The sequence below is a fragment of the Streptomyces sp. TRM49041 genome, assembly GCF_008271805.1.
GTDB lineage: Bacteria > Actinomycetota > Actinomycetes > Streptomycetales > Streptomycetaceae > Streptomyces.
This window is the reverse complement of sequence record NZ_VSRY01000133.1, coordinates 1-20855: the sequence shown is the minus strand read 5'-3', so window position 1 is coordinate 20855 and position 20855 is coordinate 1. Positions and strand designations below refer to the sequence as shown.

The window sequence follows — 20855 nt, the reverse complement described above, 5'->3', positions numbered from 1 at the left end:
GGCTGCGGAAGCGCACTGTCGGATACATCTGATATGTCGCACTACCCCCGTTACCCGGCCGGACCGCGCGCCTAACGGCACGGCACGGCACCGCGTCGGCGGACCCGCGGCTCACGGTGGACGCGGCACCGGTGCAGGGCGTCTCGGGGCCTCGCAGGCCGCTAGCGAATGCCCGCCTTCTCGGCCGTGTCCGCGACGGCCGACGTGGCCGTCACATGCACCGGCAGGTGGTACACCGCGAAGGCCTGCCCCAGCACCGGCTGCGCGACGTTGCGCACCCGCACCCCGCCGCTGGTCATGCCGTGCTCGGTGCCTAGGTGCGCATGGCCGTGCACCACCAGGTCGGCGCCCGCCTCGTCGACCGCCTCCGCCAGCAGATAGCTGCCGAGGAACGGATAGATCTCCAGCGGCTCCCCGGCCAGCGTGTCCGCCACGGGGGAGTAGTGCGTCAGCGCGATCCGTACGGCGCAGTCCTCCTCCTTCAGCATCCGCAGCGACGAGGCCAGCCCCTCCGCGCAGCGCCGCGTGTACCGGATGAACGCCTTCATCTCCGGCTCGCCGAACTCGCCGCCGCTGCGCCCGGCGAACCCGCCGCCGAACCCCTTCGTGCCGGCGATGCCGACCCGCGTCCCGTCGACCGGCACCACCGTGCCCTCGCCCTCCAGGACGGTGACCCCGACCTCTTCGAGAACCGCGGTCACGTCGTCCTGCCGGTCGCTCTGGTAGTCGTGGTTGCCCAGCACCGCCACCACCGGCACCGGCAGCCCGGCCACCTCCCGGGCCACCACCCGGGCCTCCTCGACCGTGCCGTGCCGGGTCAGGTCTCCGGCGAGCAGCAGCAGGTCGGCGCTGTCGCCGAGCGTGTCGAACGCCGGGCGCAGCGCCCCGGCGCTCTCGGGGGACAGATGGATGTCGCCGACGGCGGCTACCCGGATCATGACAGCTCCTCGGGGTGCGTCGGGGCGTCCGTACCGGCCACGACCAGGTCCTCGTGGAGCGGGAGCCCGGCCAGCTCCTCCTGTGCGATCCGCAGGATCTCGTCGCGGCACGCGGGGCTGGAGACCGTCCCGTACAGCATGATGCCCGCGCCCCGCTGTTCGATCCGTACGCCCAGCTCCGCTATGTCCTCGCTCGCCAGCCGGTCCCGCAGATGGGCGATGCGGTATTCGGCGGTGTCGGCGGCGCTCATGGGGGTGCCTCCCTCGGCTCGATGACGTTCAGGCGCTCCAGCAGGAACAGGAACGCCTCGGGCATCGCGGAGCCCTCGTTCTCCCGGCGCAGCACATCCCAGTCGATCTTCTCCCGCAGCGCCCGGGCGATCGGCAGGACCGCCCCGAAGTCGCAGTGGTGCTCCGAGAACGCCGCCAGCTGGCTGCCCATCAGGTCCGTGGGCGCCAGCACCGGCATGTGCACCGAGTCGACGGGCAGGGTGTGCGCCCGGGCCAGCAACTCCTCGGTGACGGGGTGCCGGGCCAGCTCGAAGATCAGGTCGATCTCCTCGCCCCTGCACGTTGCCTTGATCAGCCAGTCCTCCGGCGCACTGCGCACCTGGATGCCGCCGCGCTCCAGCTCGTGCCGCACCGCCTCCTCGTCCTGTCGCAGGACGGCGAAGTCGGTGTCGTGCTGGAGGCTGGCCGGCACGCCGTGCGCGTACGCCGCCACGCTGCCCGCGAGCGCGAAGCGGTGCCCGCCCGCCTTCAGGAGCCCCGCCACCTGCTTGGTGGCCTCCAGGATGGCCTGGGTGCGGTCCGGGGGCAGCGGCAGCCCGCCCGACACCTCGCCGGGCACGGGGGCCCCAGCTCGGTGGGCGGCCTCGTACGCGTGGTTCTTCAAGGTCTCCGCCCCCTTCGTCGGACTGGAGGGCCGTCGGGTACCCAGCGCGTCCGCGGCGTATCCTGCCGCGCGGCGATCATGCCCCGCAGCCCCTACGTCCCTTGCCCGCCCGGTCCGCCGCCGACTCCGGGCCCGCACCACCCGGTCGGCGACCTCCCGGGCGAAGCTCATCTCGTGCGTGACGATCATCATGGTCATCCCGTCCCCGGCGAGCCCCCGCATCACGGCGAGCGCATCGCCCATCAGCTCCGGGTCCAGCGCCGAGGTCGGCTCGTCGAACAGCATCACCCCTCCAGGCCCACACGATGGACCTCCAAGGGCGCGGGGCGGCGTGGGGTACGGGCGAGCCGCCGGCGGCGATCGTATGCCACGAACCCCACGACATCAGGGAGACCAGCCTGTTCGACCGTACGTTCCGGGCAGGCGTCCGGGGCCGGTCACCCGGGTGGCAGGCGCTCCCACCAGCGGGCGTCCGGTGCGCTGTCCGGAGCGCCGTCCGGGGTGTCCGCCACCAGCTCCGCGGCGGCCCGCCGCAGCGCCACGACCCCGGGCGAGTCCCGCCGCGCCCCCGCCCACGCCAGCACCGCCGCGCACTCCGGCGCGTCCCGGACGTCCACGTACCGGATCCCGGGCCGCGGGAACAGCTCACGGCAGCTCGCCGACACCAACCGCACCCCCTCGCCCCTGGCGACCGCCGCGAGGCCGCCCTCGAACGTCGTCGCCGTATGCGCGGTGTACGACACGTGGGAGCCGTCCGGGCGGGGGTCGGCCGCCCAGAAGTCCCGCCACCCGCGCGGCACCTCGGGCGACAGCCCCACGACGGGCACCCCGGCCAGGTCGGCCGAAGTCACCGACGGCCGCCCGGCCACCGGGTGGCCCTCCGCCACGCACACGACCACGGGCTCCGTGGCCAGGTGCAGCGACTGCACGCCCTCCGGGACCGGCCCGTAGCACAGCACCGCGTCCACGCGGCCGTCCAACAGAGCCCCGAACTGCTCGACGAAGTCCACCTCCCGCAACTCCACCTCCAGCCCCGGACGGTCCCGCCCGAACCGCTCCACGAGCGCGCCGATCACCGGCAGCGCCGTCACGTAGCAGCCCAGCACGACCCGCCCGGACACCGCCCGCCGCTGCTCCCGTACAGACCGGCGCAGGCCGTCCGCGGCCGCCACCAGGTCACGCACGCGCGGCAGCAGCGCCTCCCCGGCGGCCGTGAGCCGTACCCGCCGAGTCGAACGCTCCAGGAGCGCGACGCCCAGCTGCTCCTCCAGCCGCCGGATCTGCCGGCTCAACGCGGGCTGGCTGATGTACACACGGCGGGCCGCGCGCCCGAAGTGAAGCTCCTCGGCGAGGACAAGCAGCAGCCGCAGTTGACGCAGGCTCGGATCCGACGCGTCACTCATGACGGGGACGGTATCAATCGGCACCGTACGCGCATCGGCGGATGCTTCCGCGCGGCCCGCCGCCCGCACCACGATGGAACCCGGGGATCTTCCGCACGCAGGTGACCGAGGAGAGTCGTGGTGAGAACCGTCATGTCGTCGCGTCATGGTTTCCAGTGGGTGCTGTTCGCACTGGCCCTGGTCGTGGTGGCCACCGCCCTGGCCGACATCGCCGTCGGACCGTCGGTCCTCCCCGGCCGCCCGGAGGCCGGCCCGACCCTCGACAGCAACTACCGCTTCTTCGCCGGCGTCTGGTGCGCCGTCGGCATCGTGCTGCTGACGGCGCTCCGGGACGTCGAGCGGCACGCCCTCGCGCTGCGGGCCGTCTTCGGCGCCGTGTTCCTCGGCGGCGTGGCGCGCGGCGTGTCGTATCTGGCGGCCGGCCCGCCGCACGCGCTGCACACCGCCTTCATCGGCGTCGAACTGCTGCTGCCCCCACTGCTGCTGCTGTGGTCGCTACGGGTCTGCCGGGAACGCTGAGGAGGATCGGTACTGCCCAGATCCTTGCGCCGCGGGCTTCCCGGGCGCGCGCAGCCCCGTCTCCCGGGGCGCCGCCGGATCGGGGGCGGCCGCCCCGGCGGGGGCCGGCCGCCCCCGTGGACACGTCCCGGCAGGACAACGGCATGCTTGGGGCGTGTTTCCGATTCCTCAGCAACCCCAACACGCCCACGGCGCAGGACATATGGTCGTCTGCGGCGACGACGCGCTCGCGCACCGCCTCGCGCACGAGCTGAACGACGTGTACCTGGAGCGCGTCACCCTTGTCGTACCCGGCCGCCGCGACACCACCCCGCAACGCACCGACAGCCGTACGGGCCGGGGCGCCTTCGCCTTGTTCGGCCGGATGTCCGCCGCCATGAGCCGCCCCTCCGGCGGCGGCGCGGACGGCCGCACCGGGCCCGGAGGGCGGAGCGGCGGAGGGGCCCACACGGGCCGGCTCTCGCCGTACGACACGTCCGGCGGCCGGGTCGCCCGGCACCCCGTACAGATCGCCGAGGTCGCCGAGGTGGACGAGACGGCCCTCGTCGACGCGGGTGTCGAGAACGCCGCCGCCCTCGCCCTCGTCCACGAGGACGACGAGACCAACATCCGCACCGCGCTGCTCGCGCGCCGCCTCAACCCGCGCCTGCGCCTGGTCATCCGCATGTACAACCGGAAGCTCGGCCAGCACCTCGAGGAGCTTCTCGACCAGGCCGCCGCCGTGGCCACGCCGGGCATCGACCCGGAGGTCCTGGACGCCTCCACCACCGTCCTGTCCGACGCCGACACCGCGGCCCCCGCGCTCGCCGCCACCGCCGTCGCCGGCACCAGCAAGATCGTGCACGCGGACGGGCTGCTGCTGCGCGCCGTGGAACGCACCCCTCCGGGCAGTGGCGAGGTCGCCGACCCCGGCCTGTGCACCCTTGCCCTGCTCTCCTCCACCGCCAACGACCCGGCCGGCAGCGAGGGCTCGGACAACAGCGGCGACCAGGGACCCCAACTGCTCCCCGACGACCGCGCCGTCGCCGAGGCGACCGGGCGCGGCACCGTCGCCCTGGAAGCCATCACCTACGCGGGCCCGACACTTCCGACCCAGCGGCTGGGCGGGGGCTCCGTGCCCCTCGCGTCGCTGTTCTCCCCCCGGCTGCGCTGGTCGCTCGCCGGCGTCGTCGGCGTGGTCGCCGCCATCGCCGTGGCGTCCTGGCTCACCACGAACGACCACCCTCTCCACGCCGCGTACCTCACGCTGCTGGACATCTTCGCCATCGGCGACCCCGCCCTGGACGACCCCGTCGAGCGCCAGGTGCTCCAGATCCTTTCCGGCTTCGCCGGACTGCTCCTGCTGCCCATGCTGGTCGCGGCCCTCCTGGAGGCACTGGGCACCTTCCGCACGGCCACGTCCCTGCGCCGTCCACCGCGCGGCCTGTCGGGCCATGTGGTGCTGCTGGGGCTGGGCAAGGTCGGCACACGCGTGCTGTCCCGGCTCCGCGAACTGGACATCCCGGTGGTGTGCGTGGAGTCCGACCCGGAGGCCCGGGGCATCGCGACGGCGCGGCGCCTGCGCGTCCCCGTGGTCCTCGGCGACGTCACCGAGGAGGGCGTCCTGGAGACCGCCCGCGTCCACAAGGCGCGCTCCCTGCTGGCCCTGACCAGCCTCGACATCACCAACCTGGAGGCGGTGCTGTACGCCCGCTCCGTCAAGCCCGACCTGCGCGTGGCACTGCGGCTGTACGACGACGACATCGCGACCGCCGTGTACCGCACCCTGCGCGCCGCGCACCCCGAGGCGCTCACCCGCAGCCGCAGCGTGTCCCACCTGGCGGCCCCCGCCTTCGCCGGGGCGATGATGGGCCGTCAGATCCTGGGTGCCATCCCGGTCGAGCGCCGCGTCCTGCTCTTCGCCGCGCTCGTCGTCGCGGGCCACCCGGAGCTCGAGGGCCGTACCGTCGGCGAGGTGTTCCGCCCGGGGGCCTGGCGGGTGATCGCCCTGGACCCCACGGCGCCGGCCGACCGGCGCCCCGACCTGGCCGCCGTCCGCCCCGAGGACGCGGACCGGCCCACCGGCCTGGTGTGGGACCTCCACCCCGGCTATGTGCTCCGCCCGGAGGACCGCGTCGTGGTGGCCGCCACCCGGCGCGGCCTCGCCGAACTGCTCGGCCGCCGGGCGCAGGGGCCGACCCCGTGAACAGCCGCGGCACGGCAGGTCACTAGGGTGTCCCCGGCCGCGGCAGCGGCGGCCGGCACGGAGTGGCAGAGGTGTGGAGGAACGGCTGTGTTGATGGTGGGGAAGATCCTGCGGTTCGACGAGGTCCGGGGGTACGGCTTCATCGTGCCCCGGGAGGGCGGCGAGGACGTCTTTATGCACGCGAACGACCTGGTGGACGACAAGTACCTCTACCAGGCGGGGTGTGAGGTCGAGTTCTACCTGGAGATGGGCGACAAGGGCCCCAAGGCATCGGAGATCCGCCTCGTGGACCGACCCGCCCGCCGTGTTCCCGCCCCGTCCCGGGAGGCCGGGCCGGAAGACCTCGACGACGACACCCTCGACGTCCTCACCACGGCGGAGTTCCGGACGGAACTGACGGAAGCACTCATCGAGGCGGACGGCACCCTCACCGCGGCCCAGTTGAAGCGGGTCCGCACCCGCATCCTGGACCTCTCCCGCCACCACGGCTGGGTGGAGGGCTGACCCCGGGACGGCAGAAGGGGCCTCGCGTAGCGGGCTCGCCCCGCGGGGCGAGCCCGCTACGCGAGGCCGGGCTCGCCGCCGCGTACGGAGGAGACGAGGCGCAGGAGACGCGCCTCGTTCCCCGTGAGCCCCGCGCGCCGCAGCGCCTCGTCCGCCTCCGCCATGGGCGACGACAAATACACCCCCGCCATGGGGGCGAGCCCCGGGTCGGTGAGGACCGCCTGCGCGGTCTCCAGCAGCCGGAGGTACGCCTGTGCGGCGGCGCGCTCCTGCACCGTGAGCGTGGTGGTCATGTCTCGCTCCCTGCGTCGACGGATCGGTCACCCCACTCTCCCGCACACCACTGACACTCACCCAGCGCCGCCTCCGCGCAGGTGTTCCAAGAGCCGCTCCACGAACACTCGCTGACCGGCCACCAGCAGCTCGGCGGCCTCCTGGGGCGTGCACCAGGCGACCCGGTCGACCTCCGGGAACGTACGCGTCATCCCCGATCCGCGCGGCCACTCCATGGTGAACGTGCCGGGCACCATCAGCGCCGGGTCCAGGTCGCCCTCGACCGCCCAGACGGTCACGGCCTTGCCGCCCGCCTGCCGGATCTCCCCGAGCGGCACGTACGGGCCGTCCGGCGCGGGCAGCCCCAGCTCCTCCGTGAACTCGCGGCGGGCGGCGGCCTCCGCCGTCTCGTCGTCCGCGTACTCGCCCTTCGGCACGGACCACGCGCCCTCGTCGCGCGCCGCCCAGTAGGGCCCGCCCATGTGCGCCAGCAGCACCTCCGGCGACCCGCCGGACGTCCGGAACACCAGCAGCCCCGCGCTGCGCTTCACCACCATGCCGCCAGTCTGCCCGCCCGGCCCCGCCGCGCCGCGCTACCGTCGTCCGGTATGGGACAGGACCACCCCGACAGCCCCCACGAGCCCGGCGCTCCCCACGATCCAGGCACCCCCCACGACGTCGACAGCCCCCACGACCCGCACAACCCCGGCCACCCCGCCTTTCCCGCGCGCAACGCGCCGCACGTCGGCTCCCTGGGTGACCTCGACGCGCGCGTGGCGGAGTGCCGGGCCTGCCCGCGGCTCGTCGAGTGGCGGGAGCGGGTCGGCCGGGAGGGGCGTCGCGCCTACGTCGGATGGGAGTACTGGGCCCGCCCCGTGCCCGGGTTCGGGCCGGACGACGCGGCGCTGCTCGTGGTCGGCCTCGCCCCTGCGGCGCACGGCGGAAACCGCACGGGGCGCATGTTCACGGGCGACCGTTCCGGCGACGTCCTGTACGCCGCGCTGCACCGCCTGGGCCTCGCCAGCCAGGCCGAGGCGACCGCCCGGGACGACGGGCTGCGCCTGTACGGCGTACGGGTCACCGCCCCGGTCCACTGCGCGCCGCCCGCCAACCGCCCCTCGCCCGAGGAGCGGGACACCTGCCGCCCCTGGCTCACCCGGGAGCTGGACCTGCTGCGGCCCACCGTCCGCGCCCTCGTCGTACTCGGCGCGTTCGGCTGGCGGGCGGTCCTGCCGACGGTCGCCGCCGCCGGCTGGACGGTGCCCCGCCCCCGGCCCGTCTTCGCGCACGGCGCCCGCGTCACGCTCGCGCGCTCGGACGGCGGACCGGGCCTGGAACTGTTCGGCTGCTACCACGTCAGCCAGCGCAACACGTTCACCGGACTGCTCACCCCCGACATGGTGACCGACGTCCTCCGGGACGCCGCGCACGCGGCCGGCATCCGTACCTACTAGGTTCTGTCCGCGAAGTCCCGCCTGCCCGGCGGCGTCCGGGGTGCCTGCCGGGCGGTCGACGCTCTCTCCCGGACTCCTCCTAACCCGTGAACTCGTAGGTGAGCGGCGCCGACCGGGGCGCGAACCGGATGTCGGTCACCTCCAGCACATGGCCGTGCTGGTCCTGCACCTCCCGGTGGACCGTCAAGCACGCGCCCGCCGCGTCGGGGAGGCGCACCCCGATGCACTCGCGGCGCGTGAGCCGCAGCCCGGCCCGGTGCATCCAGTGGTACAGCAGCCGCAGGTCCGGGCGGCGCCCGAGCCGGGCCTCCGGCCGCCGGTAGCGGGCGAGTTCGGGCACCTCGGCCAGCGCGTACCGGGAGAACCGGGAGACTGCCCGCTGCCCGACCGTGCCGTCGGCGTCCAGCACCCGGTGCCGGTGGACGAGCGACGGCTCGCCGGGCAGCAGCCCCAGCCGCTCGGCCGTCTCCGGCGGCGCCGCCTCCCAGCAGAGCGCCGCCTCAGTCACTCCCCGGTCCGTACCGCCCGTACCGCCCGGGAACTCCAGCAGCCCCGGCGCCAGCACGGGCCCCGGCCCGCCCGCCGCCACGTTCGCCGCGGCGGCGAAGGTGCCGCGCCGCTCGGTGACCACGAGCCGCTCGTCGCGCAGCAGACGCAGAGCGCTGCGCACGGTCTGCCGGTTGACCTGGAAGCGGTCCACCAGGGACCGCTCGGACGGCAGTCGGGTGCCCGACGCTATCCGCCGGTGGATGAGATCGTCGCGGAGCGCCGCCGCGACCTGGAGATAGAGCGGAAGCGCCGCGGAGGCGTGGGGCTCAGCCATGTTTCAACCCTCAAATTTCGCTCAGCGTAGCCAATTGAGCCGTGCCGGTGAGCACATCCCTATCATTGGTCTAAACCTATTTGGAAGAGGAGTCAGACATTCCCCACCACTCTGCCCGGACTCTGGCCGAAACGGATTCGCCGCGCCGCGGGCCGGGTACCCGGCCCGCGGCCACGCCGCGAGGAGAGGAGACCGCCGCGATGAGGGCCGTCACCTGGCACGGAAAGCGGGACGTCCGCGTGGACACCGTCCCAGACCCGCGCATCGAGCAGCCCACGGACGCGGTCGTCCGCATCACGTCCACGGGCCTGTGCGGATCCGACCTCCACCTGTACGAGGTGCTGGGCCCCTTCATGAACCCCGGCGACATCCTCGGCCACGAACCCATCGGCATCGTCGAGGAGACCGGCCCCGACGTACCGGACCTCAAGGCGGGCGACCGCGTCGTCGTGCCCTTCCAGATCGCCTGCGGCCGCTGCTGGATGTGCGTCCGCGGCCTGCCCACCCAGTGCGAGACCACCCAGGTGACGGAGGAGGGCACCGGCGCCGCCCTGTTCGGCTACTCCCGCCTCTACGGCTCCGTCCCCGGCGCCCAGGCAGAGTTCCTGCGCGTTCCGCAGGCGCAGTTCGGCCCCCTGAAGGTGCCCGAGGGCCCGCCCGACGACCGCTACCTCTACCTCTCCGATGTCCTGCCGACCGCCTGGCAGGCCGTCCGGTACGCCGACGTCCCGCCCGGCGACGGCTCCTCCGGGGGCGGCTCCCTCGCCGTCCTCGGACTCGGCCCGATCGGCGAGATGAGCTGCCGTACAGCCCTCCATCAGGGCGTGGAACAGGTCATCGGCATCGACCTCGTACCCGAACGCCTCGGCCGCGCCCGCGCGCGCGGCGTGGAGATCCTCGACCTCACCGCGTACGACAGCCTGGACGACCTGGTCGCCGCCGTCCGAGAGAGCACCGGCGGCCGCGGCCCCGACGCGGTCATCGACGCCGTCGGCACCGAGGCCCACGGCAGCCCGATCGCCCACGCCCAGCAGCAGGCCGCCGGGCTGCTGCCCCGGGCCTGGGCCGCCCGCCTCCACCAGAAGGCCGGCACCGACCGGCTCGCGGCCCTCCATCTCGCCATCGACCTCGTACGGCGCGGCGGCACCATCTCGCTCAGCGGCGTCTATGGCGGCGCCGCCGACCCGCTGCCCATGATGACCCTCTTCGACAAGCAGATACAGCTCCGCATGGGCCAGGCCAACGTGCGCCGCTGGACCGACGACATCCTGCCGCTCCTCACCGACGACGACCCCCTCGGCGTGGACACCTTCGCCACCCACCACCTTCCGCTCGCCGACGCCCCGCACGCCTACCGCATGTTCCAGCGCAAGGAGGACGGCGTCAGCAAGGTGGTCCTGCACCCGTGACCCACCGCCCCTACGGTGGACTGAGGACCGGTCGTCCCGGGCCGAGGAGCATGCGGCGGCCGTCGACCCCCGCGCGGCCTCCAGGCGATGGGGGCCCGCGACTTCGAGGCCGCCCGCGCCGCGTTCGCCGAGGCGGCGCGGATCGCCGACCGGTTGGCGACCCCGACCTGGTGCTCCTCACCAGGCCCGGCCAGGGGCAGACGTGCGGCCCCGCGTGATCTTCGAGCACCTCAGGGTCGCCCCGCAGCACGCGCGCGGGGACCGGCCGTCCCGCCGGGCGCGGGGTCCGCACCGGCCGGGCGGGCTCACCCCGCGTGAGGTGGAGGTGCTGCGGCTCGCGCGGGCGGCGCCGCCGACCGGGAGGATCGTCGCCACGCTCGTCATCAGCGAGAAAGACCGTCGCCCGCCGTCGTACCGGCGGCCTGACAAGATCGACACCGATGAAGAGACCCATGACGACGACGGAGAACCCGACCTGTGCCGCCTGCGGCGGAACGGTCGCCCCCGACGGATTCTGCTGGGACTGCGGCACGGCGCAGCCGGGATTCCGCGCCCATGTCGAGACAGCGGCCGACTGCGGCGCCGCGGGCGTCAGCGACCGCGGCGCCCGCCGGGAGATCAACGCGGACGCCCTGGCCCTGACCGTGGACGGCCCCTGGACGATCGGCGTGGTCTGCGACGGCGTGTCCATGGCACCCCGCGCGGAGCGTGCCGCCCGGCTGGCGGCCGAGACGGGAGCGGCAGCCTGCGCCGCCCGCCTCCGGGCGGGCGTCCTGCCCGAGACGGCCCTCACCGATGCCACGCTCCACGCGGCCCGCGCGGTCACCGCCCTGGCCACCCCGCACGGCACGGCCCCGGCCTGCACCTACGTCGCCGGCGTCACCGGCCCCGGCGGCCTCTGGGCCGCCTGGACCGGCGACAGCCGCGCTTACTGGCTGCCCGACGAGGGCCCCGGCATGGCTCTGACCGAGGACGACACGGGCGCCCATGACGCCCTCACCGCCTGGCTGGGCGCCGACGCGGACACCCCGACGCCCGGCATCCGTAGCTACCGCCCCTCGGTCCCCGGCCGACTCCTCCTGTGCACCGACGGGCTCTGGCGCCACCTCCCGGACCCGGCGACCCTGCGCGCCGCCCTACGCCGCCCCCTGCCCGACACCGGTCTCCTCGACGACGCCCGCACCCTCGTCGGCCACGCCCTCACCGCCGGCGGTCAGGACAACATCACCGCACTCCTGATCCCCATCAGGCCGGAGACTTCCGGCCGCTGATGACCTGCCGGAGAGCGCCCCCGCGCCCGCGCCTTTCTGCCCGTCCTCAGCTGTCGTCCGACTCGCGCCACATGGGCGGCCGCTTCGGTGCCTCCCGGGCGGGGCCGAACAGCACCGCGCGGGCCACGGGTGGGGCGAACAGGGCTGTCACCGGCTCCATCAGGGAGAGGACCGAGCGGAACGCGGCGCCTACGGCCGGGTCGCCGTTCGCCCGTTCCTGGACGCGGGACAGATACCAGTCGGCGGGGCGGTCGGCGGCGGTGACGCGTGCCGCGTCACCGATCGCGCCGGGCATCTTCTTGTCCGCGCCCGCCGAGATGTCCCACGCCTGGCGGGACGCCCGGAACAGCGCCCGCTGCACGCGCAGCGTCGTAGGCGTGCGCCGCCGGTCCGCCAGGGCGTCGCGCAGCACCACCGCGGTCATCGCGGCGACGGCCATGCCCTGACCGTAGATCGGGTTGAACGTGCACAGCGCGTCGCCCGTGACGAGGAAGCCGGCCGGGCGGCGCCCACGACGGTCGTAGCGTCGGCGTACGTTCGCCGTGGAGCGGAAACCGTGCACGGCCGACACGGGCTCGGCCTTCGCCAGCCAGTTCCGCAGCACCGGGTCGGGCAGCCTCCCCGCGTACTCCTCGAAGGCCGCCTCGTCCGTGGGAGGTTCGTCGCCCCGCAGGCCCGACAGGGTGACGAGGAACCGGCCGCCCTCGATGGGCAGCGCCACCCCGCCGTACGTCTGCCCCGGGTTGGGGACGATGTAGTAGCCGAGCCCGTCGGTGTCGTCGCCGTGGCGCTCGTTCCGGTACACCCGGGTCGCGTACGCGAGGCCCGTGTCCAGGGTCTCCTCGCGCGGCGGCTCGGCGCCGAGCGCGGCCAGCCACTGGGGCGCCCGCGACCCGCGCCCCGACGCGTCCACGACCAGGTCGGCGGCGATCAGCCGCGGCTCCTCCACCCGGCCGGCGCCGCGCTCGCGCACCAGCACGCCGCTCACCCGGGTCGCGTCCCCGGCCAGCCCCACCGCCTCCGTGCCCGGAACGGCCCGGATCCGCCGGTCGGCCAGCACACGGTGCCGGATCACCTGCTCCACCAGCGGCCGGGACCCGGTCAGGAGGTACGCCGTCGCGGCCGTCCGCCGGTACCAGGCGCCCGCCTGCCACTGCACGACGTCCTCGGGCATTCCCACACGCCGGGCGCCGCAGGCCCGCAGCTCGTCGACAACACCCGGCAGCAGCTGGTCCACCGCCCGCTGGCCGGCCTCCAGCAGTACGTGCAGATGCCGCCCCTGCGGGACGCCCGCCCGCGGCTCTGCCTCCTCGGGGAAACGGTCACGCTCGACGACGGTGACCTGCTCGGCGTGCTCGGCGAGCGCTCTCGCCGCGAGCAGCCCGGCGATACTGCCGCCGATCACCACCGCGTGCCGTGTCCCGCGCCCGGCCCCCGGCCCGCTGCCCAACTGGTCGGCCATGTCCGCCCCTTCGCGTCAAGGTTCTACGACCGCCCAGTATCCATGGTTCGTTGGGGCAGATCGCGGGCGCCGAGCCGGAGGTGCTCGATGTGGTGGACGGCTTCGTCGAGGCCGTCGCCGCGCTCCGGCTCCGGCAGGAAGTTCACCGCGTCGACCACCGTCACCATGGTGTCCAGCCGCGCCAGGTCGCCCAGGTGCCGTTGACGATGACGGCGACGCGCAGGCCGTCCCGGTTGGAGAGGACGTGGTTGAGGAGTGTCGTCTGCCGGCGCCCAGGAAGCCGGACAGGACCGTGACCGGCAGGGCGGCGAGCGGCAGGCCCGTCGTCCAGCTCAGCCCTCCGGCTGGATCAGGCCGCGCTCGTACGCCTTCACGAGGCGCTGCGGGACCTGGTACACGGTCCCGTCGACCGTGACCGGCACCAGCTGCGGGGTGTCCGCCTTCCACTGGGCGCGGCGGTGGCGGGTGTTGGAGCGGGACATCTTCCGCTTGGGCACGGCCATGACTGACGAGACCTCCATCGGGGGACGACAAGATGACGCAACGCTACATGGAAATGATTCCCATTAACAAATTCGCCCCCGTCGGGAAGCCCCTCCAGCCGCTCTTCTCCTCCAGCCCCTTCGGTTCCTTCAGTCCCCCAGCCCTTCCAAGCCCTCCAGCGCCTCCGTCAGCCATGCCACCCAGAACCGCTCCAGTTCGATGCCGCCCCGCAGCACCAGATGCCGCAACCGGTCCGCCTCCGTGTCCCGCTCCGGGGGGAACTGCCGCTTCTCCATGCCCAGGTAGTCGTCCAACTGGGCCTGGTGGAGTTCCAGGTGGCGGCGCAGCTCGTCGGCCAGCCCCTCCGTGCCGACCACCGCCGCCGCCCGCAGCCGCAGCAGCAGCGCGCTGCGGACGGGCTTCGGGTCCTCGACGCGCCCCGTCCAGTCGGCCAGCTCGGCGCGGCCCGCCGGCAGCACCTCGTACTCCTTCTTCTGCCCGCGCGCCGGCGCCTGCGCGGGCAGGGCACGGATGAGCCCGGCCTTCTCCAGCTTCCCCAGCTCGCGGTAGATCTGCTGGTGTGTCGCCGACCAGAAGTAGCCGATCGACCGGTCGAACCGGCGGGTCAGTTCGAGCCCCGAGGACGGCTTCTCCAGCAGAGCGGTGAGGATCGCGTGGGGGAGAGACATGCCCGCATCCTAGGAGCCGACCGACCGACCGCCTGCCCGCCCGAGCCGCGACGGCGGCCGCAGACGTACTCCACGCTGAAGCGGGTCCGCCTGCGGCCACGTCGGCGCCGCCGGGGCCGGGGCCGGGGCCTCAGAGCGTCGAGGCGAGTCGCGTGCCCTGGTCGATGGCCCGCTTGGCGTCCAGCTCCGCGGCCACGTCGGCGCCGCCGATCAGATGTGCCGTCACCCCGGCAGCCGTCAGCTCCTCGTACAGGTCGCGGCGCGGCTCCTGGCCCGTGCACAGTACGACCGTGTCGACCGGTACCGTGCGTGCCTCGCCGTCGACGGTGATGTGCAGGCCCTCGTCGTCGATCCGCTCGTACGACGCCCCGGCGACCATCGACACGCCCCGGTGCTTCAGTTCGGTGCGGTGGATCCAGCCGGTGGTCTTGCCCAGCCCCGCGCCGACCTTCGAGGTCTTGCGCTGCAGCAGGGTCACCTGCCGGGGCGGCCGAGGCCGCTCGGGCGCGCGCAGACCGCCCCGCTCGCCGTACGACATGTCGACGCCCCACTGGCGGAAGTACGTCTCCGCGTCCAGGCTCGCGCCCTCGCCGCCGTCCGTGAGGTACTCGGCGACGTCGAAGCCGATGCCGCCCGCGCCCAGGATCGCGACGCGCTCGCCCACCGGAGCCCCGTGCCGCAGCACGTCCAGGTAGCCCACCACGCTCGGGTGGTCGACGCCCTCGATGACCGGCGTGCGCGGGGTGACCCCGGTGGCGACGACCACCTCGTCGTAGTCGCCCAGCAGCTCCGCCGTGACGTACGAATTCAGCCGCACGTCCACGCCGCGCAGCTCCAGCTGTGTACGGAAGTAGCGGAGCGTCTCGCCGAACTCCTCCTTGCCGGGCACCCGCTTGGCCACGTTCAGCTGGCCGCCGATCTCCCCGGCCGCGTCGAACAGCGTGACGTCGTGGCCGCGTTCGGCCGCCGACACCGCGCAGGCGAGCCCGGCCGGACCGGCGCCGACGACCGCGACGCGCTTGCGCAGCCGGGTGGGGGACAGGACCAGCTCGGTCTCGTGGCAGGCGCGCGGGTTGACCAGACAGGACGTGATCTTCCCGCTGAAGGTGTGGTCGAGGCAGGCCTGGTTGCAGCCGATGCAGGTGTTGATGGTCTCCGGGCGCCCCTCCGCCGCCTTCGCGACGAAGTCGGGGTCGGCGAGGAAGGGCCGGGCCATGGAAACCATGTCGGCGCGGCCGTCCGCGAGAACCCGCTCGCCGACCTCGGGGGTGTTGATCCGGTTGCTGGTGACCAGCGGTACGGACACCGCGCCCATCAGCCGCTTCGTCACCCATGTGTACGCGGCGCGCGGCACCGAGGTGGCAATGGTGGGGATACGGGCCTCGTGCCAGCCGATGCCGGTGTTGATGATCGTCGCCCCGGCCGCCTCGACCTCCTTCGCCAGCGCGACGACCTCGTCGAGCGACGAGCCGCCCGGCACCAGGTCCAGCATCGAGAGCCGGTAGATCAGGATGAAGTCCTCGCCCACCCGCTCCCGGGTCCGGCGGACGATCTCCAGCGGGAAGCGCGTCCGGTTCTCGTACGACCCGCCCCACCGGTCGTCCCGGTGGTTGGTCGCGGCGGCGATGAACTCGTTGATCAGGTAGCCCTCGGAGCCCATGATCTCGACGCCGTCGTACCCGGCGGACTTCGCCAGCTCCGCCGCCCGCACGTAGTCCTCGATCGTCTGCTCGACCTCGGCGTCGGTGAGGGCGTTCGGCACGAACGGGCTGATCGGCGCCTGGAGTGCGCTCGGCGCGACCAGCTGCGGATGGTACGCGTACCGGCCGAAGTGCAGGATCTGCATCGCGATCCGCCCGCCGGCCGCGTGCACCGCGTCCGTCACGGTGCGGTGCTTCGCAGCCTCCTCCTCGGTGGTCAGCTTGGCCCCGCCGTCGTACGGCCGTCCCGCCTCGTTGGGGGCGATGCCGCCGGTCACGATGAGCCCCGCCCCGCCGCGCGCGCGGGCCGCGTAGAAGGCGGCCATCCGCTCGAAGCCGTTCTCGGCCTCCTCCAGGCCCACGTGCATGGAGCCCATCAGCACCCGGTTGGGCAGGGTCGTGAAGCCGAGGTCCAGCGGGCTCAGCAGATGAGGGTACGGGGACGGGGCAGCGGACGGGGTCATGGGGGCGCCTCCTCGCGCACGGGGTGTCGTCCCCAGTTCTAGACGACCCCCAAGCCTTGTGCAACAAGTTGCATAACCTGCCCGGTGTGAGCTGCGCTACGCGACGCCGACTGGAGGCCGGCGCGGTCCCGGGCAGTGGTCAGTTCGCCGTTTCGTGGCGACCGACGCTCTGGGAGACTTCGTCCAGCAGGGGCTTCAGGCGGTCCACCAGCTGCTGGTAGTTCTCCGCGCGGCCGTCGGACCACTGGCCCAGGCCGACCACCATCACACGGCCGTGCCCCGTGAAGGACTGAACCAGTCCGCTGTCGGACGGCAGGACCGGCAGGCCGGAGGCGGGCGGCGGCGCCTGGGCGGCCACCTGGTAGTCGTCGAAGGCCATCGACAGACTGGTCACCAGCCTGAACGTGTCCACCGGGTCCTTCATCGTGAAGACGGCCACATTGAACTGGTTGTTCTGCGCGTCCTTGTAGAGCGCGATCTGCTCGCCCACGCAGCCCTTGCTCTCCGCGATGAGGGCGGCGAGGCGGGGGCCGACCGCACCCTGCTCCGTGCAGGAGTCCAGCACGGCCGCGCCCACCTTGGTGAAGACGCCTCCGGAGCCGTCCGGAACCTCTGCCGGGAACGCCTCGTCCAGGGGAATCACCGGGCGGTCGCCCGCTGCCGGGGAGGCCGGCACCGGGGGCGTGTCCGGGGACGTGTCCGCAGCCGAGGCCGAGGCCGGAGCCGCAGAAGCAGCCGTCGAGGCGGACGCCGCGGTGGCGGGCGAGGCGGTGTCGCCGTCGGACGGCGCGGCGGTGAGCTTCAGCGCCAGGAACGTCACGGCCGCCGCCGAGAGGGCCAGTGCGGCGTTCCGGGGCCACACCCGCTTCCGCTTGGGGGCGGCGGGCTCATGGAACGCGGCGCCGCGATCGAAATCCTCGTCGGGGCCAGCGGGTATCTTGTCGTTCTTCTGCACGACAGAACCCTAGTGATCAGTTCAGACGGCCTGAACACGCCCAGGTCACGGCGTGATCACTATCGTGACGGGCCGGTCCGTCCGCCCCGGGCGTCGACCGGATCGCGACCACCGGGGCGTACGGGCAAGAACGGCGTCCCACACGCCCTCTGTGGGACCGTCAGCTCTCCCGCACCGGCCCCACCGCCGATACCGCGGCCGTCCAGGCGTCCAGCTCCTCCGCCGTCCGCGGCCCGGGCGCCGAGCCGTCCAGCAGCCCCCGCGCCCGCAGCAGCCGCGCGACCGAGATCGCCCACGGCCGCCGCAGCCGCGCCGCGTCCAGCAGCTCCGCGTCCGCGAGCAGCGCATCGACCGGCCCCGTGCGCAGCCCGCCGGGGGTGAGCACGGCCGCGTCGTCCGCCCAACGCAGCGCCAGGTCCACGTCGTGCGTGGCCATCACCACCGTCGTCCCCGACCCGCGCAACCCGTCCAGCGCCTCCAGGAGCCGCTCCTGCCCGTGCGGGTCGAGGCCGGCCGTCGGCTCGTCCAGGATCAGCACCCGCGGCCGCATCGCCACGGCCCCCGCGATGGCCGCCCGCTTCCGCTGTCCGTACGACAGCAGATGCGTCGGCCGGTCCTCCAGCGCCACGATGTCCAGCGCCTCCAGGGCCGCCCGCACCCGGGCCCGCACCTCGCCGTCCGGCAGCCCCAGATTCATCGGCCCGAACGACACGTCCTGCCCGACCGACGCCGCGAACAGCTGGTCGTCCGGGTCCTGCACCACCAGCTGCACCGTCGTCCGCAGCCGCGTCAGGCCCTTCCGGTCGTACGGCACGTCCTCACCGGCCACCCTCAGCCGCCCGCTCGCACACCGCAGTCCGCCGCTCAGCAGCCGCAGCAGCGTCGTCTTGCCGCTGCCGTTACGGCCCAGCACCGCCAGCGAGCGCCCCTCCGGCACGGCGAAGTCGACCCCGCTCAGCACGGCGGGCCCGTCCTCGTAGGCGAACCCGGCGCCGACCAGCTCCACCACGGCGGATCCCGTCATCACATCAGCCTTTCGAGTACAAGGGTGAGGGCGACCACCGCCGTCAGCAGCGCCGCCGTAGCGGCGAGGAACCGCCGGTCCACCGGCGCCGCCGGTACCAGCACCCGGAGCGTCCCGTCGTAGCCGCGCCCCGCGAGACCGTTCTGCAGCCGCGCCGCCCGGTCGAAGGCCCGTACGAACGCCGTCGCGCCCAGGCCCGCCACCGACCGCCACGCGGCGGCCCGGCTCGTCAGGCCCAGCCGGGCCGCCTGCGCCTGCCGGATGCGCGCCACCGCGTCCAGCAGCAGGAAGCTGATCCGGTACATCACCAGCGCCACGTCCACCACAGGCGCGGGCACGCCCGCCCGCACCAGCCGGGGCAGCACGTCCGACACCGGCGTCGTGAACGCGAACAGCAGCACCCCGAGCGACGCCGCCGAGGTCCGCAGCAGCAACTGACCCGCCTGCGCGGGCCCCTCCGGCGCCAGCGCCACGAACCCGCCGGGCCCGCCCACCTGGAACAGCAGCGGCACGGCCCCCGTCACACAGAACCCCAGCGGGATCCGCCACGCCCGCCACAGCTGCCGGGGCGCCACCCCGGCCGGACCGAGCATCACCGCGACGGCGGACACCGCCACCAGCAGCGCACCCGGCCAAGGCGGCAGCGCCACCGCGCACACCGTCAGGCCCAGGCCCAGCACGGCCTTCTCGCACGGATGGCGGCGGCGCCAGCGACTGCCGTGCGCCGCCACATCGATGGGCAGCACCCGCGCTACTCCCCGCCCGCCGGACGTACCCCGGACGTCATGTCGGCGGCGTCGCCCCCGTCGTTCGCGCCCCCCGCCTCCGGCGCCGCGGCCGCCGCACGCGCCCGCTCCTCGCCCTGCCTGCGCCCCCGGCGCAGACCGAAGTAGTACGCCAGGACACCGGCGCCGATCGCGGCCTGCAGGGAGAACAACGCCGACTCGATCTCGCCGGACGGCGGCTCGTACAGGGGGCTGAACCACGGCTCGTACTGGGGGGCGTTCTCCGCGATGGCCGTCTCGGCCTGGGCGTCGGCCCCGGTGAACGGCTCCTCCTTGCCGTCGCCCAGGCCCAGAGCCAGCGGAAGTACGGCCAGAGCGGCCACGACCAGCAGAAGCAGCAGGTTGATCCTCGTGTTGCGGCTCATCGGACCCGCGCCTCCTTCTCGGTGTCCGTCCCCAGTACACCGAGGCGGACCAGCTCACCCTTGCTGGACTGGCTCAGCAGCCTCATCACCAGCACGGTCAGCAGCCCTTCGCTGACGGCCAGCGGGATCTGCGTCACCGCGAAGATGCCGCCGAACTTGCCCAGCGCCCCCAGGAAACCGCTGCCCGGGTCGGGGAACGCCAGCGCCAGCTGCACACTCGTCACGCAGTAGGTGGACAGGTCGGCGACGAACGCGCCGAAGAACACCGCCACCATCAGCGGCACATCGAACCGGCGCAGCAGCCGGTAGATCCCGTACCCGGCCCACGGGCCGACGATCGCCATCGAGAAGGCGTTCGCGCCGAGCGTCGTGAGCCCGCCGTGCGCCAGCAGCAGCGCCTGGAACAGCAGCGTGATCGTGCCGAGCACCGCCATGATCGGCGGCCGGAACAGGACGGCGCCCAGACCCGTACCGGTCGGATGCGAACAGCTGCCCGTCACCGACGGGATCTTCAGCGCCGACAGGACGAATGTGAACGCCCCGGCCGCACCGAGCAGCAGCGTGGACTCGGGATTCGCCCTGACCTCCCGGGTCAGCGCCCGGACGCCGTGGACGACGAACGGCGCGGCCGCCACCGTCCAGGCGACCGCGTGCTCCCGGGGCAGGAACCCCTCGGCTATATGCATGTGGGGGAGACCCTCTCCAGCACCTCGTGGATGGACAACGCGCCCCGGCCGGTCTCCTGGCTGACGGGTCGTACCGCCTCGACTCCAGCCTTCCCGGACGCCGTGGTGCCCCAACAGCGGTCCAGTGGCTTCCCCAGACGGTGCCGGGGGGACGGAGCCGGACTTCCCGATCACAGTGGCGAGGGCCGCACCGGTTCCACACCGGTTTCCCGTACACCAAGGCCCTGCGACACTAGTGCGTTGACCAGCTACATCACAACCGCACCTGCTTACTGTTTGCGATAGTGGTACGCCTCCGATGCCGCCGCCTCCACCGCGTCCAGGTCGCCGCCCGCCGCCGCCGTGACCACGGCGGCCACCGCGCCCTCCACGAAAGGCGCGTCCACCAGCCGTGTCCCGGCGGGCAGTTCGTCGCCCTCCGCCAGCAGCGCCTTCACGGTGAGGACGGCGCTGCCCAGATCCACGAGCACCGCGACCCCCGAGCCCCCGTCCACGTCCTGCGCCGCCTGGGCGATGAGTTCGGCGCTGGTGCCGAGCCCGCCGTCGGGCGCGCCGCCCGCCGCGGCGA

General features: G+C 73.8%; 23 protein-coding genes, 2 pseudogenes and 1 riboswitch. Of the genes and pseudogenes, 6 read left to right on the top strand and 19 right to left on the bottom strand.

Annotated elements, in window-relative coordinates; genetic code table 11:
• Nucleotides 1-161 precede the first annotated feature (161 nt).
• From FVS66_RS16350 to FVS66_RS16330, 5 genes and pseudogenes are all read right to left on the bottom strand, one after another.
• Nucleotides 162-938 (bottom strand): metallophosphoesterase, encoded by a 777-nt coding sequence (locus tag FVS66_RS16350; protein WP_149181917.1) that lies wholly within the window; start codon nt 936-938, stop codon nt 162-164.
• Nucleotides 935-1189 (bottom strand): hypothetical protein, encoded by a 255-nt coding sequence (locus FVS66_RS16345; RefSeq protein WP_149181916.1) that lies wholly within the window; start codon nt 1187-1189, stop codon nt 935-937. The genes FVS66_RS16350 and FVS66_RS16345 overlap by 4 nt, the downstream gene beginning before the upstream one ends.
• Nucleotides 1186-1833 carry a hypothetical protein gene (locus FVS66_RS16340; RefSeq protein ID WP_399225699.1) on the bottom strand — a complete coding sequence of 216 codons (648 nt, stop codon included), beginning with the start codon at nt 1831-1833 and terminating at the stop codon, nt 1186-1188. The genes FVS66_RS16345 and FVS66_RS16340 overlap by 4 nt, the downstream gene beginning before the upstream one ends.
• 135 nt (nt 1834-1968) lie before the next feature.
• A pseudogene (locus FVS66_RS16335) lies at nt 1969-2124 on the bottom strand (amino acid ABC transporter ATP-binding protein); the annotation flags it as partial.
• A 146-nt stretch (nt 2125-2270) separates the two neighbouring features.
• On the bottom strand, nt 2271-3236 hold the full coding sequence (locus FVS66_RS16330) for a LysR substrate-binding domain-containing protein (RefSeq protein ID WP_149181915.1): 966 nt from the start codon (nt 3234-3236) through the stop codon (nt 2271-2273).
• A gap of 117 nt (nt 3237-3353) precedes the next feature.
• Between FVS66_RS16330 and FVS66_RS16325 the strand changes: the two genes are divergently transcribed.
• The 3 genes from FVS66_RS16325 to FVS66_RS16315 all read left to right on the top strand — a co-directional run bounded on the left by FVS66_RS16325 (nt 3354) and on the right by FVS66_RS16315 (nt 6444).
• Nucleotides 3354-3755 carry a DUF4345 domain-containing protein gene (locus FVS66_RS16325; protein ID WP_149181914.1) on the top strand — a complete coding sequence of 134 codons (402 nt, stop codon included), beginning with the start codon at nt 3354-3356 and terminating at the stop codon, nt 3753-3755.
• A 202-nt stretch (nt 3756-3957) separates the two neighbouring features.
• The gene (locus FVS66_RS16320; RefSeq protein ID WP_149181972.1) at nt 3958-5940 is read left to right on the top strand and encodes an NAD(P)-binding protein; all 1983 of its coding nucleotides are present in this window, start codon (nt 3958-3960) and stop codon (nt 5938-5940) included.
• A gap of 87 nt (nt 5941-6027) precedes the next feature.
• Entirely contained in the window at nt 6028-6444 is a 417-nt protein-coding gene (locus FVS66_RS16315) for a cold shock domain-containing protein (protein WP_149181913.1), read from the top strand.
• 56 nt (nt 6445-6500) lie between these two features.
• Here FVS66_RS16315 and FVS66_RS16310 read toward each other — a convergent pair whose 3' ends face one another.
• Together FVS66_RS16310 and FVS66_RS16305 are read right to left on the bottom strand one after the other, a co-directional pair.
• Nucleotides 6501-6737: a hypothetical protein gene (locus tag FVS66_RS16310; RefSeq protein WP_149181912.1), complete on the bottom strand. Its 237-nt coding sequence runs from the start codon at nt 6735-6737 to the stop codon at nt 6501-6503.
• Between the two features lie 57 nt (nt 6738-6794).
• The gene (locus tag FVS66_RS16305; protein WP_149181911.1) at nt 6795-7274 is read right to left on the bottom strand and encodes an NUDIX domain-containing protein; all 480 of its coding nucleotides are present in this window, start codon (nt 7272-7274) and stop codon (nt 6795-6797) included.
• A 51-nt stretch (nt 7275-7325) separates the two neighbouring features.
• Here FVS66_RS16305 and FVS66_RS16300 point away from each other — a divergent pair, with 51 nt between their 5' ends.
• Complete coding sequence (locus FVS66_RS16300) at nt 7326-8171, top strand: uracil-DNA glycosylase (protein WP_149181910.1); 846 nt, start codon at nt 7326-7328, stop codon at nt 8169-8171.
• 79 nt (nt 8172-8250) lie between these two features.
• On the opposite strand, the gene FVS66_RS16295 is transcribed toward FVS66_RS16300, so the two are convergent.
• On the bottom strand, nt 8251-8994 hold the full coding sequence (locus FVS66_RS16295) for a GntR family transcriptional regulator (RefSeq protein WP_149181909.1): 744 nt from the start codon (nt 8992-8994) through the stop codon (nt 8251-8253).
• A 200-nt stretch (nt 8995-9194) separates the two neighbouring features.
• On the opposite strand from FVS66_RS16295, the gene FVS66_RS16290 reads away from it, so the two are divergent.
• On the top strand, nt 9195-10403 hold the full coding sequence (locus FVS66_RS16290) for a zinc-dependent alcohol dehydrogenase (RefSeq protein ID WP_149181908.1): 1209 nt from the start codon (nt 9195-9197) through the stop codon (nt 10401-10403).
• Between the two features lie 452 nt (nt 10404-10855).
• Nucleotides 10856-11674, top strand: coding sequence for a protein phosphatase 2C domain-containing protein (locus FVS66_RS16285; RefSeq protein ID WP_149181907.1), 819 nt, complete (start codon nt 10856-10858; stop codon nt 11672-11674).
• A 46-nt stretch (nt 11675-11720) separates the two neighbouring features.
• Here the strand turns inward: FVS66_RS16285 and FVS66_RS16280 are convergent, their stop codons facing one another.
• From FVS66_RS16280 to FVS66_RS16230, 11 genes and pseudogenes are all read right to left on the bottom strand, one after another.
• Complete coding sequence (locus FVS66_RS16280) at nt 11721-13136, bottom strand: FAD-dependent monooxygenase (RefSeq protein ID WP_149181906.1); 1416 nt, start codon at nt 13134-13136, stop codon at nt 11721-11723.
• A gap of 101 nt (nt 13137-13237) precedes the next feature.
• Nucleotides 13238-13454 (bottom strand): annotated as a pseudogene (locus tag FVS66_RS16275) (GTP-binding protein); the annotation flags it as partial.
• A gap of 14 nt (nt 13455-13468) precedes the next feature.
• On the bottom strand, nt 13469-13639 hold the full coding sequence (gene rpmF / locus FVS66_RS16270) for a 50S ribosomal protein L32 (RefSeq protein WP_149181905.1): 171 nt from the start codon (nt 13637-13639) through the stop codon (nt 13469-13471).
• Between the two features lie 129 nt (nt 13640-13768).
• On the bottom strand, nt 13769-14308 hold the full coding sequence (locus FVS66_RS16265) for a PadR family transcriptional regulator (protein WP_149181904.1): 540 nt from the start codon (nt 14306-14308) through the stop codon (nt 13769-13771).
• Nucleotides 14309-14438: 130 nt separating this feature from the next.
• Nucleotides 14439-16472 carry an NADPH-dependent 2,4-dienoyl-CoA reductase gene (locus tag FVS66_RS16260; RefSeq protein WP_149181903.1) on the bottom strand — a complete coding sequence of 678 codons (2034 nt, stop codon included), beginning with the start codon at nt 16470-16472 and terminating at the stop codon, nt 14439-14441.
• Between the two features lie 139 nt (nt 16473-16611).
• On the bottom strand, nt 16612-17427 hold the full coding sequence (locus tag FVS66_RS16255) for a hypothetical protein (RefSeq protein WP_149181902.1): 816 nt from the start codon (nt 17425-17427) through the stop codon (nt 16612-16614).
• Nucleotides 17428-17587: 160 nt separating this feature from the next.
• A complete protein-coding gene (locus tag FVS66_RS16250; RefSeq protein ID WP_149181901.1) occupies nt 17588-18451 on the bottom strand; it encodes an energy-coupling factor ABC transporter ATP-binding protein in 864 nt (287 codons plus the stop codon).
• Nucleotides 18451-19197 carry a cobalt ECF transporter T component CbiQ gene (gene cbiQ / locus FVS66_RS16245; protein ID WP_149181900.1) on the bottom strand — a complete coding sequence of 249 codons (747 nt, stop codon included), beginning with the start codon at nt 19195-19197 and terminating at the stop codon, nt 18451-18453. The genes FVS66_RS16250 and cbiQ overlap by 1 nt, the downstream gene beginning before the upstream one ends.
• Before the next feature lie 5 nt (nt 19198-19202).
• Complete coding sequence (locus FVS66_RS16240; protein WP_149181899.1) at nt 19203-19601, bottom strand: energy-coupling factor ABC transporter substrate-binding protein; 399 nt, start codon at nt 19599-19601, stop codon at nt 19203-19205.
• A complete protein-coding gene (locus FVS66_RS16235; protein WP_149181898.1) occupies nt 19598-20287 on the bottom strand; it encodes an energy-coupling factor ABC transporter permease in 690 nt (229 codons plus the stop codon). The genes FVS66_RS16240 and FVS66_RS16235 overlap by 4 nt, the downstream gene beginning before the upstream one ends.
• A gap of 28 nt (nt 20288-20315) precedes the next feature.
• Nucleotides 20316-20551: riboswitch (cobalamin riboswitch) on the bottom strand.
• Nucleotides 20552-20556: 5 nt separating this feature from the next.
• Nucleotides 20557-20855, bottom strand: a 299-nt coding sequence (locus FVS66_RS16230) for a PTS fructose transporter subunit IIA (RefSeq protein ID WP_149181897.1), incomplete at its 5' end; no start/stop codon positions are given.

Excerpts from the sequence above, each read along its gene's own strand:
- FVS66_RS16350 (WP_149181917.1), bottom strand. The coding sequence starts at position 938 with ATGATCCGGGTAGCCGCCGTCGGCGACATCCATCTGTCCCCCGAGAGC.
- FVS66_RS16345 (WP_149181916.1), bottom strand. The coding sequence starts at position 1,189 with ATGAGCGCCGCCGACACCGCCGAATACCGCATCGCCCATCTGCGGGAC.
- FVS66_RS16330 (WP_149181915.1), bottom strand. The coding sequence starts at position 3,236 with ATGAGTGACGCGTCGGATCCGAGCCTGCGTCAACTGCGGCTGCTGCTT.
- FVS66_RS16320 (WP_149181972.1), top strand. The coding sequence starts at position 3,958 with ATGGTCGTCTGCGGCGACGACGCGCTCGCGCACCGCCTCGCGCACGAG.
- FVS66_RS16310 (WP_149181912.1), bottom strand. The coding sequence starts at position 6,737 with ATGACCACCACGCTCACGGTGCAGGAGCGCGCCGCCGCACAGGCGTAC.
- FVS66_RS16305 (WP_149181911.1), bottom strand. The coding sequence starts at position 7,274 with ATGGTGGTGAAGCGCAGCGCGGGGCTGCTGGTGTTCCGGACGTCCGGC.
- FVS66_RS16300 (WP_149181910.1), top strand. The coding sequence starts at position 7,326 with ATGGGACAGGACCACCCCGACAGCCCCCACGAGCCCGGCGCTCCCCAC.
- FVS66_RS16295 (WP_149181909.1), bottom strand. The coding sequence starts at position 8,994 with ATGGCTGAGCCCCACGCCTCCGCGGCGCTTCCGCTCTATCTCCAGGTC.
- FVS66_RS16290 (WP_149181908.1), top strand. The coding sequence starts at position 9,195 with ATGAGGGCCGTCACCTGGCACGGAAAGCGGGACGTCCGCGTGGACACC.
- FVS66_RS16285 (WP_149181907.1), top strand. The coding sequence starts at position 10,856 with ATGACGACGACGGAGAACCCGACCTGTGCCGCCTGCGGCGGAACGGTC.
- FVS66_RS16280 (WP_149181906.1), bottom strand. The coding sequence starts at position 13,136 with ATGGCCGACCAGTTGGGCAGCGGGCCGGGGGCCGGGCGCGGGACACGG.
- rpmF (WP_149181905.1), bottom strand. The coding sequence starts at position 13,639 with ATGGCCGTGCCCAAGCGGAAGATGTCCCGCTCCAACACCCGCCACCGC.
- FVS66_RS16265 (WP_149181904.1), bottom strand. The coding sequence starts at position 14,308 with ATGTCTCTCCCCCACGCGATCCTCACCGCTCTGCTGGAGAAGCCGTCC.
- FVS66_RS16260 (WP_149181903.1), bottom strand. The coding sequence starts at position 16,472 with ATGACCCCGTCCGCTGCCCCGTCCCCGTACCCTCATCTGCTGAGCCCG.
- FVS66_RS16250 (WP_149181901.1), bottom strand. The coding sequence starts at position 18,451 with ATGACGGGATCCGCCGTGGTGGAGCTGGTCGGCGCCGGGTTCGCCTAC.
- FVS66_RS16240 (WP_149181899.1), bottom strand. The coding sequence starts at position 19,601 with ATGAGCCGCAACACGAGGATCAACCTGCTGCTTCTGCTGGTCGTGGCC.
- FVS66_RS16235 (WP_149181898.1), bottom strand. The coding sequence starts at position 20,287 with ATGCATATAGCCGAGGGGTTCCTGCCCCGGGAGCACGCGGTCGCCTGG.